Source organism: Halorussus marinus (assembly GCF_004765795.1).
Lineage (GTDB): Archaea > Halobacteriota > Halobacteria > Halobacteriales > Haladaptataceae > Halorussus > Halorussus marinus.
In genome coordinates this window covers 1-18,427 of sequence record NZ_SBIV01000018.1, presented here as the reverse complement: position 1 = coordinate 18,427, position 18,427 = coordinate 1, and the positions used below count along the sequence as shown (strand labels likewise).

Below are 18,427 nucleotides of genomic sequence, written 5' to 3'. Positions count from 1 at the left end.
CCACGCACGAGCGCAGGTGTTTCTTGCCCTGTGCCTTCGCCTCGTCGTCGCTATCACCAACTACGAACGTGGAGACAATCCGGGAAGTACGATCATCAGGGTGTGACAAGAGTTCTATGACACCCTCAACGATAGGGTATTTCTCTGGCCTTCTGTACTCAGTACCGAACAGGTGGGTGAACCTCAGAGATTAATGCAGCAGCGATAGGATAGTGCCATGTATGGAGCATAGTTCGAGAAGGCTTACGATTTCGCTGACCCGCACATTGCTAAAGAGGGTGTAATCGCAGAAGAAACCTCCTTGAAGCAGTACATTGGTAGTGGCTCGCACTCCCGCCTCCGACAAGCCACTTGATAGCGAGAGATGTTACCGGGACACAATGCTTATTAATAAGGCCCAAGGTAAATGATACATGCGTATTGGCATAGTCGGTGGCGGAGTTTACGGAACAGCGATTGCGTATTTCCTAAAAGAAATCGGTGACCCAGAGGTAGTTCTGTTCGAGAAGGACTCAATTGGAAGTGCATCAACTGGGAAATCAGCCGGAATCGTCCGGCATCATTACTCACATGAGATTCAAATACGGTTCGCAAAGCGAGGTAGCGAAATACTAGCAGAATTGCCGGACCGCCTCGGGACGGACGGCGGATTCCACCAAAATGGATACCTCATTATAGCAGGTGAAGAAGACGAAGCGCAGTTCCGTCACAATATCTCGCTACAACAAACGGTCGGCGTAGATGTAGAGCTAATTGCCCCCTCTGATCTCGACGAATACGTCCCAGGATTACGAGGTGACGATATTGCTGTTGCAGCACTTGAGCACGATGCAGGCTTCGCTGATCCGTATCTCGTTGCAACGGGATTTGCCCGCAAGGCAGAGGAACTTGGGGCGACAATCAACACCAACACACCGGTAGTGGACCTAGAAGTCGAGGACGGTGAAGTAACCACGATACAAACCGCTGAGGATTCCCACTCCGTCGACTTTGTCGTCAATGCTGCTGGTCCATGGGCGGCCAACGTGGCGAACATGGTCGATATCGACCTTCCATTGAAGCGGTATGAGGCGAAGGTTGCTGCTCTATCCGCGTCCAAATCGTATTCGCCCGAGTATCCAACCGTGTCCGATATCGGCCAGGGATTGTACGCCAAACCCGAGGGAACTGGTGATTTCATCGCAGGTGGAATGGAGCGGGAAGGGGGGCATGAGCCATTGGCTGACCGAACTGATTTGGAAGGCGTCACAAATACCGATTTTGAGCAGCTTGGTGCGATGATTGAACATCGATTGCCGAGGTTTGCCGACGCAGGTGTGGTCGAACCATGGAGCGAATTCATTACTGCTCCACCGGATTGGCATCAAATCATTGGCATTCCGAAGACTATGAAAAACTTCTACGTAGCGGCTGGCGGGAGTGGCCACGGATTCAAGGAGGCACCAGGTTTCGCCGAATCGATCGCTGAGGACATCCTTGGAGAGACACCATCTAACGAGCTTTCGGCCTATCACCTGCAGCGATTTGAAGAAGATAATCTGTTCACAGGAGGGTACAGTGACGGGAGTCGATCCTGAGCCATCTCCTCTGGATCTGAATTCGGGACGTGCCATCATCACGTCAATAGCTCTGCACTCGGCCGTACCTAGCCGGCAAAATGGAAGGAAGATTAAAGTCGCTACAAACGAGGAAGTATGGTATGCCGGATAGCAGGAGTATAACGCTTCGCTTCCTCAGCCAGGAGACCGCGATCGAGTGTGGAGTAACCGACATGAACGCATGTGTTGAGACAATTGCAGATACGTTCGAGTTGCACGCGCATGGCCGAACACTAATGGGCGGTGACGGCAGCCTGACTCACGGTCAAATCTTGAGGTGGCCCGAAAACTCTTCGGACCCCCAGATGCCATCTGCAGGACCCGATCGGCGGTTCGCAGCAATGCCTGCATACGTCGGCGGCGATGTGTACAAAGTCGGAATCAAATGGTACGGGTCAAACATAAACAATCCGAAAGAACATGGACTTCCACGGTCTATGCACGTAATCACCCTGAACGACCCCGACACAGGAAAACCAGTCGCACTTCTTGATGGGACACTAGTAAGTGCGATGCGAACTGGGGCAGTAGCCGGCGTTGGAGCCCACCAGATTGCAGGTAATGACGCCAAAACGGCGGCCGTTATTGGTACTGGTGTGATTGGACGGACGGCCACAATGGCATTAGATGCGGCCCTCGACAATCTTGAGTCAATCGAGGTATACGATCTCGACCTCGAGAAAAGCGCGCAGTTTGCCGAGGAATTAACGAACGAATTAGACGTTACGGTGCAGAATACGGAAACCGCCAAGGCTGCTGTTTCCGACGCAGATGTCGTTGTCGTTGCTGCAGCAGGGTCTAGTCCTCCAATCTTAGAGGCTGAATGGCTCGACTCTGAGGCGACTATAATTCCCCTTGGGAATATTGATTTGCCACTCTCAGCTATAGCTGACGATGGTGTGTATGTTGACGATCGCAGCAACATCGCGGAGTTCGTGGAGTACACCGATTGGCAAATAACGGAAGATATTGAGAGAACAATTAATGAGGGTCGATGGTCGTTTGAGGACTTCACGGAATTGTCCTCGCTCATTGCTGAAAACAGTACGTCCCCATCGTCTGGTCGGTCACTTCTCTTGGCTTATGGTCTCCCCATCGAAGATGTTGCATGGGCTGCTACCGTGTACGAGCGTGCTCTTGAGAGTGGGGCTGGACAAGAGCTGACACTCTTTGAAGAACCATACTGGGCGTGATTTGGGGGTCAGAGATGTAACCCCCTACCGTAGATAATACCGATTATAGCAAATGTACGTGTTTACCCCGAGGTCTCAACAACCGGCACAGTCTGCTCGCGTGAGATCATTTCGTTGTCGTGGACAACCCGCGTGAGTTCCTCGTATGGGTTGCGTCCCTGCTGGCGCCACGTCGCCAGCAGGGACAAGATCGTCTCGTGAACGAACATGCCACGGTCGTTCCGGAGTGTCCCGATGATTTTCCGGAGAACCACAGGTTCACGAAGTGCGTTTTTTGCGGCGTTGTTCGTCGGGGAGACCGCTGGCTCACCGACGAAGGTGAGCCAGTGGTCAAGTCCACCTTCGATCTTCCCGAGGACTGTTGCTACTGGTTCGTCGCTCACTGACCGCTCAACGAGCGATCTGAGGCTGTCCTGACACGCTCGATGCATCTGTGCTCGCTCACGAGGACTCGGGTCGGTCTCCAGCCACGACTGGAGACCGACGAATATCTGCTTGAGATACTGGTACACCCGTTCTGCCTCCTCGTGGTCACTAGCAACGTCTTCAGCTTCCCGGAGAAGATGTGCCCAACACCGCTGAAGCGTACTGCTGAACGCTGGATACGCCGTCCACCCATCACAGATGACCGTTCCCGCGAAGTCCTCGCCGAGGACTTCCGCGGGAATATCACTCCCACGACTCTCTCTAACCGCGTACAGCGTATGCTCGTCCGTCCGAAACGTCCAGATCCACGCTTGGTCACCGTCACGCTTGATGCCGGTTTCGTCAACGTGGACGATCTCAGCCTTCTGAATCTCTCGACGGATCTGCTCGTACTCACAGCGACCGGCGCGCGCGGCGCGCTCGGTCGCGTGCCACGCGGATGCACCTGAGAGTTCGAGTCCGTGCAGTTGCTCGAAGCGGTCCGCGATTTTCCGGTAAGGAAGACGGTGATCGTACCGTGACAGGGCAGATTGCGCGATGACGTTCACCCCGACTGCCCCGATGAGGGGCAGTTCGGGGTGGGTCGCAACCGTCTCTGTTCCACAGGAGTCGCATTGGTAGCAATGGCGGTTGTACTGGGTGACTTCTGGTGGCTGTGGATCCGGGACTTCCTCGACGAGTCGGGGGTTGACGCCCACTGACTCGTCGAAGTGGTCGCCACACTCGGGACAACAGTCACAGGTGACCTCGATTTCTTCAGCAGGATCGAGCGGAGAGCGCCACTCCGGGTTGTGACCGTCCTTTCGACCGGGAGTACCACCATCAGTTCGGACATCGTCGTCCTGCGAGGTCGGGGACCCGGTTCCCGACCGTCGCTTACTGGGTGGAGTGTGTGGATTCTCGTACTTCCGGAGACGTGTTTCGAGTTCTTCGATCCGCTCTTGCTGCTCTTCGATCCGTTCGTTCTGTTCCTCGATCCGCTCGTCCTTCTGGGCGATCTTCCCTTCCAGCTCGTCGATTCGCTCCTCCATCTGGAGAAACCGCGAGAGGAGTTCGTCCTTGGAGAGATCGTCCCAGCTCATCGATTCCACCTCGAAACGACGACAGCAGGGCCGACGGGATGGTCTCCGCTGCTCGGAGACCATCCCTGAGGATGTAGACTGACTCTCTGCTGACAGACCATGTGTCTGTCACAGGCCACCACCTACGAGACAGTGACGAAATCAGACGGGGCTAAACACGTACTAGCAAATTAGACAGAAGTGCGTTTGCTAAACACAAACACAGTTATCCACCTTTCAACGGTTATTACACGATAGATTATGTGAGGAAGACCGAACCCCAAAGACGGGCTTTAAATGGCCTATTAATGTATTTTTCATGATCGCCTACCTTGTTTATTTATTATAATCTTATAATTATAAGAAATTCCGTTTGCGATAAAGACACTTCTTGGGAAGCCTCCATTTGCGAAAAACAAACAGGAAAGATCGTGGCTTCCAAAGGATATCGGGAACAGAAAGCCAAAGAGTTACAAGCCTATGGTTGTAACAATACGTGAGAAGCGACGATGAGCCAACAACCGGATTGTAAATGCAAGGTCGGACAAGTGAGTGAGATGCATAGTGTTTTAGACGAATATGCGGGACTAGCTGAAAGGTGGCAAGATGGAACGAGCATTCGCGTACTTACCGAAGAGCTGAACAAGGCAATTATCCAGTCAGAGTTAAAGAATACTAATATCAGCCAAATTGGGCAAGAACAATCGGCAGTTTATAAAGCTCTTCACACAGATGAATTAGAAGAGGCCAAAGAAATCGAGTTTCGACGCCAATTGGAGCATAGCGGGGTCGATGTGGAGGAATTATCGTCGAATCTAGTCTCCCACCAGACAGTTTACCGGCATCTAAAGAATTGTCTGAGCGTATCCAAGACCGATGACCCCGCGCCAGAAAAGCGGCGTGAGAAGGCACGAGATACCGTGTACGCGCTACAACAACGAACGGAGATCGTGACTGAATCAACAATAAAAACACTCACTTCTGCAGGAATCATGGAGATAGCAGATGCAGACGTATTAGTAGATATCCAAGTGCTCTGTAATGAGTGTGGTCATTCAATGGACTTTGAAACCGCGATTAATCAGGGCTGCGAATGCCGGGATAGTTGAACTGGACGGTCTGCAACGAGAACAAAAAGTACTATTTACAAGCGCTTAGAATAGTTGAGACATGAACTCCGCAAAGACTCTTTCCGAATCATTCCGATTGGAAGCAGAGAAAATCGGTGGAATCGATCAGACGAGCGTTAAAATCTCCGATGGAGTCACGGTACTAAAGGGCGAAAATGCTACGAATCGCACTTCGTTCCTCCAAGCAGTAATGACTGCAATGGGTAGTGATCGCTTTAGCCTTAAAGGCGATGCTGACCATGGCCGCGTACAGCTTACAGTAGGCGATACTGTTGTAGAACGAGAATTCAACCGTCGAAACGGCGTTATTGAATCTACAGGTGAAGGGTTTCTCGATGACCCTGAGATTGCAGATCTCTTTGCCTTCTTACTCGAAGATAATGAAGCCCGGCGGGCGGTTACACAGGGCGAGAACCTTCGCGACCTCATTATTCGACCGATTGATACTGAAGAGATCAATGCTAAAATCGAACAGCTTCAGGATGATAAGCAGGAAATCGATGAGCAGTTAGAGTTCATCGACGAGAGAGAACGGAAACTCGTTAATCTTGAGCAACGGAAGAATCGATTGGAGGCAGAGATTGAGGAGCAAACTGAACAGCTTGAAGACTTACAAGCGGAAATCCAAAATGCGGATACGGATCTCAAGACTGGGCGCGAAGAGAAAGCAGAGGTCGAAGAGAAGATGGAGAAATTGAAAGAGCTCCGTTCCCAGCTCGATAATATCCGATTCCAGATTGAGACGGCCGAGGAGACCGTCGAGTCGCTTCGCAACGAGCGGGAAGAAAAAATGGAAGCACGGGATAATCTCCTTGTCGATTCAGACGGAGATATCGCTGCACTCCGGAACGAACTCGATGGTTTACGTGAAGAGAAACGGCAGATAAATAACCAGGTGAGTGAATTGCAGAAGGTGATACAATTTAATCAAGACATGCTAGATGGGACGGATAGTCAAATCGCAGAGGTTCTTCGGGAGGACGATAAAGAAGAGACAGATAGCGAACTCACCGATCAACTCTTGGAGAATGACGAGTCAGTCGTTTGTTGGACCTGTGGATCCCAGGTACCTCGCGATGATATTGAAAGTACTCTCGAACGGCTACAGGGATTTCGGCAGAACAAGCTTAGTGCCCGGAAATCATTGCAAGGAAATATCGAAGAGAAAAAAGAGCGAATTTCTGAACTTGAGCGCTCTCAGCGCAAGCTAGAAGCTATAAACAAGCGTCTCTCTGAAATCGAGGATGACCTTGACCAAAAACAAAGCGAGATCGAAGATTTCGAAGAGAGTAAAACAGAGATTAAGGAAGAAATCGAAGCACTTGACAAGACTATTGAGCAGACCCAGACGTCGAGCTACAGCAAAATCCTCGACTTACACAAACAGGTGACAACCGTAGAGCTGGAAATTGAGCAGAAAGAAGACGAACTTGCGTCTGTTGAACGCGAGATCGCAGATATTGAGGAGCTTATCGCAGACCGGGATGAATATGAAGAACAACGAGAGCAGATTACTAGCCAACTTGAGGAACTGCGTAACCGTATTAATCGAATTGAGGAAACTGCAGTAGAGGAATTTAACGCGCATATGGAAGACGTCCTTGGAATACTTGAGTACAATAACATTGCCCGCATCTGGATTGAAAGGGTAGAACGTGAAGCCCGACAGGGGCGGCGTAAAGTTACAGAAAATCATTTCGAGCTCCATGTTGTTCGTGAATCCAATTCCGGGCAGACATACGAAGGAACCGTCGAGACCCTTAGTGAGAGCGAGCGGGAGGTCCTAGGGCTGGTATTTGCTTTAGCGGGATATCTCGTCCACGATTTGTACGAATCAGTACCTGTAATGGTACTCGACTCATTAGAAGCGATAGATTCCGATCGTATTGCCAGACTGATTGAATACTTTGCAGACTATTCCAGATTCCTAATTGTTGCACTCCTTCCAGAGGATGCAGATGTAATCAATATCGAGCACAGCACTATAACACAAATATAGAAAACGGCCATTCTTGTCGTTTTTCCCTATCGAGATTAAGCGATTGCTCATCGCGTATTGAAAATTCCGTGTTTGTGTCTCGTGAACCGGATGTTACAATCTTATGTTTGTAACACACATCATGGCACTATGGAACTGGATCAAAACACAGGATAAGTATTAAAATTTCTAATACATCAATCAGTACTATTTGGATATAAAATTAACTATATTAATATATGTCGTGACGAGATTTGTGAAGTGCAAACATCCGCCAATATTATTTTTATAGAACCTCGTCGACATTAGGAAAGATTTGTGGTATGCAAATATTTATTATGGACTGTGCTCTTAGCCCAATCCGTGATGGATGATACAGAACCTCGGACTCTAAAAACAGTTGATATAACATGCTCCGTTTTGAATGCTTTAAAAGAAGTAGATGGAGCAACAGTAACAGAACTCTCAAAAGTCCTCGAACTTTCAAAGGGTGCTGTATACAATCATTTGGCAACACTCCGAAAGGAACGGTTCGTCAGAAAGACCAACGGTCAATACAAGATAAGCCATCGCTTTCACAATTTTGGTGAAGAAGTCAAATATCGTTCGGAGATATATAATGCTGCGAAAGAAGAGGTCGACCGATTAGTTGAAACTACCGAGGAGTCCGTGAATCTCATGGTCGAAGAGTTCGGTAAGGGGATTTACCTATACAAACGGATAGGTGAAAAGGGAATTGCAGACGAATATCATAATACCCTTCTTCGGGACACGGACCACCTTCACTGGAGTTCAACAGGAAAGGCAATCCTTGCACAACTAGATGATACTCACATAGAGCACATAATTCAGGAACATGGACTCCCCGCTGCGACAGATAATACGATCACAAGTAAGGAAGAACTGTTCGAAGATATCGAGAAAATCCGCAATCGCGATGGAATTGCACTCAATGATGAAGAAGAGGTTCGTGGTACCCGTGCTGTTGGAGCTCCAATTGTGGATGGTGGTGGAAATGTCTTAGGTGCCATTAGCATTTCGGGACCAATTAGCCGTATAACAGATGAGAAGTTCTATGATGAGTATCCTACTATTATATCTCAGAGTTCGAATATTATCGAGGTAACGTGTGAGACAATGTGAAATGTCGAGTCGGCATAATAGCGTAAGATATCTAGTTTCGCCTGGTTCCGGATGCATCGTCGCATCTTGTATCGATAGTATTCGCCGATAAAGTCGAAGTAGAAGGTTAATTACGAATTGGCGTTATCGATATGCTGTTACGACAATTTCGACCATTGCTTCATCGCCACCGAGGTCGCTAATGACTGCGGCACGAGTCGGATATGGTTCGTCGAGATACTCTTCAAACACTTCATCCATCTCTGGTTTCTTCTCTCCATCAGTTATGAACACAAGGAACCGTAAGACTTGATCAAGCGATGATTCGGCTTCTTCAAGCGTAGCACTGATATTCTCAAATGCGTTTCGTGTTTGCTCAGCCATCGTATCACCATATTCTCCCGTCTCAGGATCGATTCCGACGACGCCTGAGACATACACGGTATCATCCTGTACGACAGCCCTGGAGTTCGGTGCGCTACTATCATAGACGTTGTTTGGTTTGACAACTTCCATGTCAAAGGAATTGTGGACCAACACAATAAAGATACCTATCTTATTTACTTTTATATATTGTTGCAATATCGATATTAGAAGCGGATTTTCCCATAACCGGTATGCTGGATTGCTAGTTTTCTACCGTATTTATTATTCAGCTATTTATATATTGATGCCTCGGCTGGTGCTTGAGACTGACATTGAGAAAGGGGGGAATTCAGTATTAACTACCGACGTTTATCGCTCGTTGAACGATATCCTCGCCGTACATTTTCTCTAGTTCTTCGTGCTGGTCAGGCCGATTCTTATACACGTCTTTGAAGAGGGAAACCGGCGTTTGCGCAGCTTGGTACGTCGCTTCATCCCACATTCTGTCTTTCTTCACATCAATTTCGACACCGTCAACGACTACTGTTGTCGACTGTGTGATTGCAATTGCACCCTTTCCGGACTCCTTGGCCGCTTCAAACTCCTCCATAGAATCGACAATATCATCCATGCTAGGAACATATACCAACATGTCTAAGAGTTCTTTACGTAAGCCGTCTCTGTCTAGTTCGTATTCATTACCGCGGACAGATAGTGTGTACTGCTCGTCGGCCGTCTCTTCGATTCTTAGTTCGGTACCAGAATATATTTGCCGTCCAGCGTCTTCTTCCAGTTCAATCTCACGGTCATCCAGCTCAAGGATCCAACTGCCGGCCTTCGGCGGTAGCGGCGCCTTGTTTGCCTCAACGACCTGTTTGGGCGTTAGTGACCAGATCCCATTCATGCCCTTTGCCCGGTTTTCAGTCATCCTCTCATGGTATCCTTCGATATCACGGATATCGTCATACGGACCGTCAACCGCAATCAGACCAGCAGCACTAGCACCACGGGAGGTGTTATGCCGTAACTCGGGCCATGACGGTAATTCACCGGTAGGTGTCATAGCTCGCATATCTTTGGTGTAATCGACCTCACCATCAACGAGCAAAAACAGACGCTCGAGATTATTGGAAGGCTTTCCAATTTCCTCGCGGAGATCCGCCATGGCAAGCTCAGCCTCGCCGCTTTCGATAATGACAGACATCGAAAAGCTTCCTTCTGGTAGCCCATACTTGTTCTCAACGATAGTGAAAAACTCATCAGCCTTCTTCCAGTCATCGATATCGCCGACTTCTGGAATCACAAAGCCATCAATGTACTCTATGGCGTTGTTGTCTGGGTCAGCAACTTCCAGCATGTGCTGGAACCCTTGGTACCGAATCGTTGGATTTTCACGATGCCAAACAAGACGAGGATGAATCTCACCAGGGAAATCAGCACCATGCTCGGATACAATTTCGATGATGTTCTTGACTCCCTCATCACGCATTGACGGCGCGGTTGCGTCCTCGTTGTCTGGAACCCAGACATCTGGAGCTTGCATTCCACGGAGCTGGGCTGCACTCCGTATCATTTTTGCGGAGTCTTCTTCGCCTTCTACCGCTGTCGGTGAGGTGAAGAACGTTCGGACGAATTCACGCTCGTAGCATCTATTAGTATTCATACTATCTCGATATCACAAATTCCCGGATAAGTATTAAGTATACGTCCTTCAGCGAGTATTGCCACAGAATGAGTACAAGACACGTTATACCACTCCAGTCTCACTATTTAGGCTACAGAGAGGGTGTCATAGAACTCTTGTCACACCGTGATGATCGTGCTTCCCGGATTGTCTCCGCGTTCATAGTTGGTGATTGCAATAACGAGGCGAAGGCACAGCGCGAGGAACACCTGTGCTCGTGCGTGGACGCGGCCTCGGGCGTGCGTTCGCCCGAGGCCGCAGCCCTTGACTGATTCGTTGGTTCGTTCGACGCCTGTTCGGCGGTTGTACGTCTCGTTTAGCGTCGATTGCTTCAGCTGAACGTCCTCGCTGTGTTGTTCGATGCGGTCTTCGACCCTGTACTCGATGTCCTTCGGGTCATCAGTGTTCCGTGGGTTGTAGGGGGCGACTGGCACGACCCCTGCGGCCAGCAGGTGGTCGTGCCAGTCAAGTGTATCGTAGGCGCTGTCACCAAGCATCCATATCGGTTTAGCGACGGCGAGCGCGTCACGGGTGACGCGCATCGCCGTCTCCTCTGGTGCTTGTTTGCTCTCGGTGAACTCCGCTGCAATCGGGATCTTCGAGCCGGTCGAAACGATCGTGCAGCCGTAGCCGTAGTAGTACTCTTCAGCCGTTGGATCGTAGCATTTCGATGCGTCAGGATCGGCAGGCATCGTTCTCACGTCTGTCGAATCAATCGAGTAGGTCAAGTCGAGCAGGCCGCGCAAGGCGGCCTGCTCGACGAGGTGGTCGAAAATCTTGTCGATGACGTGTTCGAGATCGGTGAGAAAGCGATCGACCGCGTCTCTGGACGGCGGTCGATCGAAGCCACAGCTGAGCCAGACGACTGTGTTGTTCAGTTCTCGTGCAACCGGACGAATGCCGTAGATATCCTTGTAGTAGCAGTGCAGAAACCCACGCATCATTTCGGGTGGTTTGTGAACTCGTGTTCGCCCCGTCTGCGCCGGGGCGAACACGTCGAACTCTTCGAGAAACTCGAAGGAGAGATGCTCAAACAGCGCTAGTGTCTCAGTTTCCACGACATTGAAGAACGTCTCTACCGTAGGATTCTCTTGCAGGGTCGCTGGGCTCATACCACCTCAGCGTTCACCCTGCTCTCTGGTATGAGAACTGTTCTATGACATCCTCTACAGAAACAACCATGGTCAAGTACTTGCACGGTGGGTCCGTAACTGACTGATTCTGCCAAGGAGGTCGTGCCGGCGGTACGGGACTTGGTGGATTGGTACTCGGCGATTGAAGTTCGGGAGTGTCAGAGTGACGGCCAGTTTGGGAGGGCAGTATTCTGGGATGCCCAGCCCAGGGATGACAAGCTGACTCCGAGTGACAGTGGCATCAGCCCACCAACCGACACATGTTACCGTGACTCATTGAATGTTTCTCCTCCGGCAACTCCTGCTCAACCGCTGGACAACAAATTACAGGAGCCGCATTGTTGATTCGGCTCAACCCAGATCGTCGACGCGGATTTAGCAGTCAACCCCACAGAATAATCGTAGACCGTAAACATGGTCGTCTACCCCGTTTCGATTCTACGTTCTCCGGTGTTAAGATGTCTTCCAGTCGGTCTGAGCGGCCAGGTCTCCAATACAGTCTCAGTACGCAGACAGAGACCAGTCGAACACTACTGCACACGCTACCAGAATCGTCTCCCCCAGCAATCAAGCCCGTCGTTCTCGTACTGGGAGATCCGATAGTTTGCCACTCTACCAGTGCTAGCCTGTTCTTCTACAGTAAGTTGCTTCTATGCTAAGAATTATTATTGAGTAGCCATCCATTTTGGATAGTAGCTGGGTAGTGTTCAAGTGTCTGTCAGGGCCTTGAACAGTACCCAACTACCCTTGCCTGGTACACATGGTAGTCGTTTCGAGGAAAGAACGGAGATATTCTTCTCCGTTCTTGAACACTAACTCACTAGATGAGACCATGGAGGTTTCTCAGACTACTCTTCGAACATGCTTCACTTGAAATAGGCTGACAGCTAATGTACCTCTACCTAGCTACATCTCAGAACGACTCTGACAGAACAGAGAATATTTTATGATTTTTTATTTTTGTATAGCATTCATATATGGCTGGGAGCAAGCAACAGCCTCTTCTCGCGTTCCTGAAAAAACCACGCTGGTGACTACCTCCACAGTGTCGCCATCTACGGCACCGACGGATGTGAAACGATTTCCATCCGCGATGAACTCCAAGCCGCCCACTTCAAGGATAAAGTCGAACGGATGAGTGAGCGACTCCATCAGGAATCTCCAGTCGATCACATTGGCAAAGTCCCGATAGCGTTCAGCAGCCGCTAAGTCTGCGTAACCGCTACGGAACGGGCATCCGAGCAATAGAGCCGGTGCGTTTTGGCCGATGAAGTCGCTGTCGGCGGCGATTCGCCGCCGACACGACGGTGTTGACTCAATGGAAACGCTGCTACTCCATGAGAGTGCAAACCAAGCATGGGGCGCAAGAGACCGACGAGTGGCTCGTGCCACCAAGCACATAGTGTTGACTGGTCCGTGTGCGAAAGAAGCCGAGTCATGGGCGCTACAGCCCGGGTGCCGCGCGGCGCGGCATCCAGGAAAGCCCAAATAGGTGCATCTCTGCTTCACGCACTGGCGTCCCGGGTGAATAAACCATGTACCTCGGAATCGATGTACACAAACGGTACGCACAGGTGGTAGTAATGGATAAGGCCAGTGAGATCGTCAAAGAGGTTCGCGTCGAGCACGCGAACCTCGACGACCTCGCCCAGCGGTACGCTGGCGCACAAGTTGCACTCGAAGCAACCAGCAATTACTACCACATCCACGATACGCTGTCTGAACATTTGGATGTGACTATCGCACACCCGCAAGAGCTGACCCAGATCGCCGACACCGACAAGAAAACTGATCGCGTTGACGTCAAAGAACTCGCGCGGATGGTGCAGTTAAACTCAGTCCCAAAAAGCTACGTCCCGACCGACGAGATCAGGGAAGCCCGCGCACTCGTGCGCGGGCGACAAACGGTATTTGAGGACCAATCCAAGTACGCCAACAAGATCCACGGTCTTCTCTCTGATCAGGGGATCACAGAGGACGTGAAACCGTTGAATGTGGAATGCCTTGTTTTGCCGCCGAATGACGACAGTTTCAGACGCTCTCACGGTTATCTTCCGTCAGATTAACCGGGAAATGGACGCCATCTGGCGATATGGCATCGCTCAGACGGCTAGCGCGAATGTGTCGAGACCTTGCCAAACAGCACGTTGACGATCCGAACGTACCCGCCGCGCCGGACGGCGCGGACGGGTACGCCAAGTGGACACAGATCGCGTTAATTCTGTTCCCCGTCGAACTGGAGAAGAGCCTCCGTGAAACTGAAGACTACCTCAACGAGATGCCAGGTGTTCTTGCTGTATTCGACCTTGACGAGGCACCGAACTACAGCTCGTTGTGCCGGTGGGAACAAGAGTATCGGATGCGTGAACTCCGCCGCCTGCTCCGTGCTTCGGCGGAGCAGGCGGGCTGGAGTGGTGAAGCCGCGATTGATGCGAGTGGCTTCCAGCGTGATCAAACTAGCTACCACTACCGCGACCGCGCGAATTACTCGTTCCAGTCGATGAAGACGACGATCTTGATCGACGTGAACTCCTTAGCGATCAAGGACGTTCACTACACGACGCAGAAGGCGTGGGACGGCCACATTGGGATGCAGGTCTTCCGTCGGAACGCGGAAGACCTGCGTGTACTGTCTGCTGACGCGAACTACTCGTGGAGCGACCTCCGAGAGGAGTGTCGCTCCAACTCAACGCGACCGTTGATCAAGCACAGGGAGCAGACACCGTTGCAGAAGGCTCACAACGCCCGGATGAGCGAGGACTACAACCAGCGCTGGATGAGTGAGACAGGCTTCTCGCAGTTGAAGGAAGACGACGGCGAGAAGCTGCGCTCCCGGAGCTGGCACGGCCAGTTCCGGGAGCTGACTCGGAAGTGCATCATCCATAACCTGACGCAGGCGGCGAGTTAGAGCTCGCCGGCTGCTCCCCTTCTCCGGACGTATCCGGGAGAGGCATCGCCGTCGTCACCGAACCAACGGAGCAAGATACCATAGTTTTGACCCTTCAGCAACCGCCGTGAGTGACAGCTATTGCATCTTCTGACGGCGTGAGACTGCGAACAATCGACCCAACCCCGACGCTGTCTTGCGTTCAACAAGGCATTTTGGCTACTCCCGAACGCTTTAACGGGGAGTAGCGGTTCTGGACCTTCCGAAGCCTACACCAAACTTCCGAAACTATTCACGAGATAGAATTACGTACTCACAGTAGCGTTGAGGCGTCGGACTCCGTCGAAATCATAATTTCGTCTGACGACGCTACCGTGTCTCGAATGTTTTCGTGAACGCCGACGTACTCCAGTAAGTCTGATAGTGCGGCGAGTACCGTCCCGAGGTCAGATTGCAGTCGATGGTCCTTGTACTTTCCACCCGAGAGTCCCTCGTTCTGAGCCGACGACTGAATAAGCGAGAGGTCCGCCATCTCCTTGAGGAAATCCCGAACGCGACGCGAAGTTAAAGGGTCGTTGCCGATGTGGCGGCAGAGTTCCGAATAGCGGTCATAGATAGTCTGCGAAGAGACGGGGGTTTCCCCAGCGCCCTCGAACGTCGCAAGCGCGTAGAGCGTGAGTTGCTGATGTTCCGCAAGATCGGCGATACCGTCCATCAGTTCTTCGCGTTCCAACTTCTCGCGGGCACGCTTCACATGAAATTCCTCAACTTGCTCCGCACCTTCCGCTCGTGCGATGTCGCCAGCTTCGCGCAACAAGTCGAGAGCTTTCCGAGCGTCGCCAGAGTCCTGCGCTCCGTACGCCGCACAGAGTGGAAGCACCTCGTCAGCGAGCGCGCCGTCGTGGAACGCGATGTCTGCTCGCTGGCGAAGTACGTCTCGGAGTTCGTTTGCGTCGTAGGGCGGGAAGCTGATGGATTTCTCCGTGAGTGAGGACCGAACTTTCGCGGACAGGTTGTCGCGGAACGCGAGGTCGTTGCTGATACCGATGATACCGACCTTGGCATCTTGGAGGTTATCGTTACTCCGCGCACGCGGGATTTGATAGAGAATCGAGTCGTCGCCACCAATGTTATCGACTTCGTCAAGGACTATCAGGACGATGCCGCCGACGGTGTCGAGTTCGTCCCAGAGGAATTCGTAGATTTTGTATCGTGGGTGGCCGGTTTCGCTGATTTTGTCGCCTTCGTCGCGGAACTGATTCACGAGTTGGATGGCGACTTGATAGCTCTTGTTCAAGCCTTCGCAGTTGAGATAGACGACGGAGAGGTCGACGTCGAATTTCTCGGCATCTTCTTCGAGGCGAGAGAGGAGGTAGTCAGTACTGGCGGTTTTGCCGACGCCGGTTTTGCCGTAGAGGAAGATGTTGCTCGGTTGTTCGCCGTTGATTGCGGGTTGTAGTGCTTCGTGGTACTGTGCGAGTTCGTCGTCGCGGCCGACGATGGTTTCGGGGGTGTAGTCCTCGAAGAGGGTGTCGCGGTCGCGGTAGAGGCTGTCGTCAGGTTGGAAGCTAATTTCGTGCATCGATAGGGTGGTGTTTCCAGTGTTCTGTTTGGGGCGTGGTTTCCAGTGCTCTTCAGACAGTGGCGTTTCCAGTGCAATTGATAAAGTCGTTTCCCCTTCCCCCAACACCACAGTTTCCAATGCTATACTACACACCACAGTTTCCAATGCTTTTGTTCAGAGTGGTATGGCTATCGGCTGAATTCCACGTAGAAGGCATAAAACACTATTTCCCTTGTGTTGCGGCCATATCTGACAGTGAGAGAGTGTCGTTTCCAGTGCTTCACGACTTTCAACTGGAACTCGCTCAGAAACGGTCTCTATAACACTAGCATTTATTAGGATAGCGTTTAAATTAGTCCGTATTGTAACTTTAAGACAGGTTATTTCGGTACTGAGAGTCCCATCCGAGAAGTTTTACTGAAAAGCACTGGAAGCGATGGTCTCTCTGTTCCGTCACGAATTAAACACCGGCCTAGCCCAGCTTATATATCGATAACAGGGTTCGCCTTTCGCATCGTCAGGCTTGAATTTCGATTCTCCATTTGATGGAACTGTCGCTTTCGTCCTTTTGGTACGTGGAAATAGCTGATCTGCCTACTCCTATTGCCCCGTGGCAATAGGTTTAGGTAGGTAGCCCACGAACGAGTAGTCATGAGTCAGGACCGCGAGCGGAACGACCACGGCCAATATGTGGGGACAATCTCCCTTGAGGACGTCCTTGAAGCCATCCGCCAAACCGACAGCCCCGTCGCCACCGCGAAAGAACTTGGCGAACTCCTCGACTGTAGCTCTGAAGCCGCCCGCCAGAAACTGATCACGCTCCACGAACAAGGCCGAGTCGAACGCCGCACCGTCGGCGCGAACGCCGTCGTCTGGTGGCTCACCGACACCGAAGACACCACAGCCGAAATCAATCCAGACGACCCGTTCTGGGATGCCGAGGCGCACGCCGGTGACGAAGACGAACCCGTCGGCGAGGACGATATCGATGATATCCTCTACGGCGAGGTCGAATCGTAATGGTATAGGGTGCAACCCCGTTGTTCATCGATACAGGCGCGTTCTTCGCGTGGGCCTACGAGCAGGCCAAACGCCACGACCGCGCTCGAGACGTATTCGATGCGATTGCCGTTGGCGACCTCCCATACCGTCCGCTCTACACGAGTCGGTCAGTTCTCTCAGAACTCACGACGTTGATACTGCGGAAGGTCGGGCACGCTGAAGCCGTCGAGACACTTGAGACCATCCGAGCGTCTGAGAGCTTCAACATCCTTCCCGTGGATAAACCTGCATTCAATGCAGCCTGTGATGAGTTCGCCCAGTACGACGACCACCAGATCTCGTTCGTTGACCACACCAGTAGCGTCCTCGCTGGAAGCCGCGACATCAACCACATCTTTGCATTCGATAGTGACTTTCGAACACTCGGATTCACACTCGTTCCCGAAGATGTCGGGAGACTCTGACTGACGAGTTTCTACCTAACGAGTAGTGTCTCACTCGTAGGCCGATCAACGAGGACAGAATTGGGGGAACTCATCTTCAGTCAGTATTGACGGTACCGATGTCGCTCTTATTCAAAGCTGAGGAGTGACCCCATAGCGAGGCTGTCGACGAGGATTTCGAGGGATGCGCCGACGAGGTTGAACGAGCGAACGATGCCGAAAGTGTGAGCGGCCTGTTCCAAGCCACGCTTGGACAGGCCGCGAAACTTTCACAACCATGGTTTGACCACCGAAAACAGACACTCGACCTGGTTAATGTGGGCGCCTTCGGGCGAAACGTACGTCTCATCGTGAACCACGATTTTGTGGTCGAACTCCATTTGACGGTAGGCTTGCAGCCCGTCTGTCCAGACCTCTCCCAGCGGCTGGGAGAGGTCTTCAGCCTCCAGCATTACCGGTTCTAAGTCCGTCTCGTACTGGATGCCAAGCTGGCCACGAATAACTCGTAGCACGTCGCGGCTTGCCGCGACGAGCGTTAGTTGATCGCCGTGGCGTCCTTTCCAGCGGGTACGGCCCGGTCGGGATGAGCCGCTGCGGTGACGACTGTCACGCGGCGGCTCGTGGCCTTTGTAGCCTGAGCAAACCGAGACCACCAAATACGGGATGGCAGAAACGATGACGATGCTGATGGCGAGAGTAAAATCCACTTTTACCGGCTGTGTTGAATCGCTGTAAGGCGGAGAGATTCACTGTTTGACGAAGCGTTTGATGTTATAGACGACACACATCAGCGCGATCTCGCGGAACTCACGAAACCATGACCGCGCTCGCACGGCGAAG

At 51.6% G+C, this 18,427-nt stretch carries 14 protein-coding genes and 4 pseudogenes; 10 read left to right on the top strand and 8 right to left on the bottom strand.

Going from position 1 to position 18,427, the window contains the following annotated elements:
* The 3 genes and pseudogenes from EPY72_RS18790 to EPY72_RS18780 all read left to right on the top strand — a co-directional run.
* Positions 1–106, top strand: a pseudogene (locus EPY72_RS18790) (IS5/IS1182 family transposase); the annotation flags it as partial.
* 307 nt (positions 107–413) lie between these two features.
* Positions 414–1,577 (top strand): NAD(P)/FAD-dependent oxidoreductase, encoded by a 1,164-nt coding sequence (locus EPY72_RS18785; RefSeq protein ID WP_135807414.1) that lies wholly within the window; start codon positions 414–416, stop codon positions 1,575–1,577.
* A gap of 80 nt (positions 1,578–1,657) precedes the next feature.
* Positions 1,658–2,791: a Rossmann-fold NAD(P)-binding domain-containing protein gene (locus tag EPY72_RS18780; RefSeq protein WP_135807413.1), complete on the top strand. Its 1,134-nt coding sequence runs from the start codon at positions 1,658–1,660 to the stop codon at positions 2,789–2,791.
* A 62-nt stretch (positions 2,792–2,853) separates the two neighbouring features.
* Here EPY72_RS18780 and tnpC read toward each other — a convergent pair whose 3' ends face one another.
* Positions 2,854–4,299 (bottom strand): IS66 family transposase, encoded by a 1,446-nt coding sequence (gene tnpC / locus EPY72_RS18775; protein WP_135807412.1) that lies wholly within the window; start codon positions 4,297–4,299, stop codon positions 2,854–2,856.
* A gap of 488 nt (positions 4,300–4,787) precedes the next feature.
* On the opposite strand from tnpC, the gene rdfA reads away from it, so the two are divergent.
* The 3 genes from rdfA (at position 4,788) to EPY72_RS18760 (ending at position 8,529) form a co-directional block, all read left to right on the top strand.
* Positions 4,788–5,387, top strand: coding sequence for a rod-determining factor RdfA (rdfA, locus tag EPY72_RS18770; RefSeq protein ID WP_135807411.1), 600 nt, complete (start codon positions 4,788–4,790; stop codon positions 5,385–5,387).
* Between the two features lie 61 nt (positions 5,388–5,448).
* Complete coding sequence (locus tag EPY72_RS18765; protein WP_135807410.1) at positions 5,449–7,407, top strand: archaea-specific SMC-related protein; 1,959 nt, start codon at positions 5,449–5,451, stop codon at positions 7,405–7,407.
* Positions 7,408–7,752: 345 nt separating this feature from the next.
* The gene (locus EPY72_RS18760) at positions 7,753–8,529 is read left to right on the top strand and encodes an IclR family transcriptional regulator (RefSeq protein WP_135807409.1); all 777 of its coding nucleotides are present in this window, start codon (positions 7,753–7,755) and stop codon (positions 8,527–8,529) included.
* Between the two features lie 123 nt (positions 8,530–8,652).
* Here EPY72_RS18760 and EPY72_RS18755 read toward each other — a convergent pair whose 3' ends face one another.
* The 4 genes from EPY72_RS18755 to EPY72_RS18740 form a co-directional block, all read right to left on the bottom strand.
* Positions 8,653–9,024 carry a RidA family protein gene (locus tag EPY72_RS18755; protein WP_135807408.1) on the bottom strand — a complete coding sequence of 124 codons (372 nt, stop codon included), beginning with the start codon at positions 9,022–9,024 and terminating at the stop codon, positions 8,653–8,655.
* 205 nt (positions 9,025–9,229) lie between these two features.
* Complete coding sequence (gene aceB / locus EPY72_RS18750; protein WP_135807407.1) at positions 9,230–10,537, bottom strand: malate synthase AceB; 1,308 nt, start codon at positions 10,535–10,537, stop codon at positions 9,230–9,232.
* 140 nt (positions 10,538–10,677) lie between these two features.
* The gene (locus EPY72_RS18745; protein WP_015298976.1) at positions 10,678–11,670 is read right to left on the bottom strand and encodes an IS5-like element ISNpe17 family transposase; all 993 of its coding nucleotides are present in this window, start codon (positions 11,668–11,670) and stop codon (positions 10,678–10,680) included.
* A gap of 975 nt (positions 11,671–12,645) precedes the next feature.
* Positions 12,646–12,843, bottom strand: coding sequence for a hypothetical protein (locus EPY72_RS18740; protein WP_135807406.1), 198 nt, complete (start codon positions 12,841–12,843; stop codon positions 12,646–12,648).
* Between the two features lie 383 nt (positions 12,844–13,226).
* On the opposite strand from EPY72_RS18740, the pseudogene EPY72_RS18735 reads away from it, so the two are divergent.
* Positions 13,227–13,691, top strand: a pseudogene (locus tag EPY72_RS18735) (IS110 family transposase); the annotation flags it as partial.
* A gap of 92 nt (positions 13,692–13,783) precedes the next feature.
* Positions 13,784–14,599: an IS5 family transposase gene (locus EPY72_RS18730; protein WP_135807405.1), complete on the top strand. Its 816-nt coding sequence runs from the start codon at positions 13,784–13,786 to the stop codon at positions 14,597–14,599.
* Between the two features lie 292 nt (positions 14,600–14,891).
* On the opposite strand, the gene EPY72_RS18725 is transcribed toward EPY72_RS18730, so the two are convergent.
* Positions 14,892–16,160, bottom strand: a complete 1,269-nt coding sequence (locus EPY72_RS18725) for an orc1/cdc6 family replication initiation protein (RefSeq protein ID WP_135807404.1) — start codon at positions 16,158–16,160, stop codon at positions 14,892–14,894.
* 633 nt (positions 16,161–16,793) lie between these two features.
* Between EPY72_RS18725 and EPY72_RS18720 the strand changes: the two genes are divergently transcribed.
* Together EPY72_RS18720 and EPY72_RS18715 are read left to right on the top strand one after the other, a co-directional pair.
* Positions 16,794–17,162: a helix-turn-helix domain-containing protein gene (locus EPY72_RS18720; RefSeq protein WP_135807403.1), complete on the top strand. Its 369-nt coding sequence runs from the start codon at positions 16,794–16,796 to the stop codon at positions 17,160–17,162.
* A gap of 20 nt (positions 17,163–17,182) precedes the next feature.
* Positions 17,183–17,608 carry a type II toxin-antitoxin system VapC family toxin gene (locus EPY72_RS18715; protein ID WP_135807402.1) on the top strand — a complete coding sequence of 142 codons (426 nt, stop codon included), beginning with the start codon at positions 17,183–17,185 and terminating at the stop codon, positions 17,606–17,608.
* 107 nt (positions 17,609–17,715) lie between these two features.
* Here EPY72_RS18715 and EPY72_RS18710 read toward each other — a convergent pair.
* Together EPY72_RS18710 and EPY72_RS18705 are read right to left on the bottom strand one after the other, a co-directional pair.
* A pseudogene (locus tag EPY72_RS18710) lies at positions 17,716–18,231 on the bottom strand (IS1595 family transposase); the annotation flags it as partial.
* A 102-nt stretch (positions 18,232–18,333) separates the two neighbouring features.
* Positions 18,334–18,427: pseudogene (locus tag EPY72_RS18705) on the bottom strand (IS5/IS1182 family transposase); the annotation flags it as partial.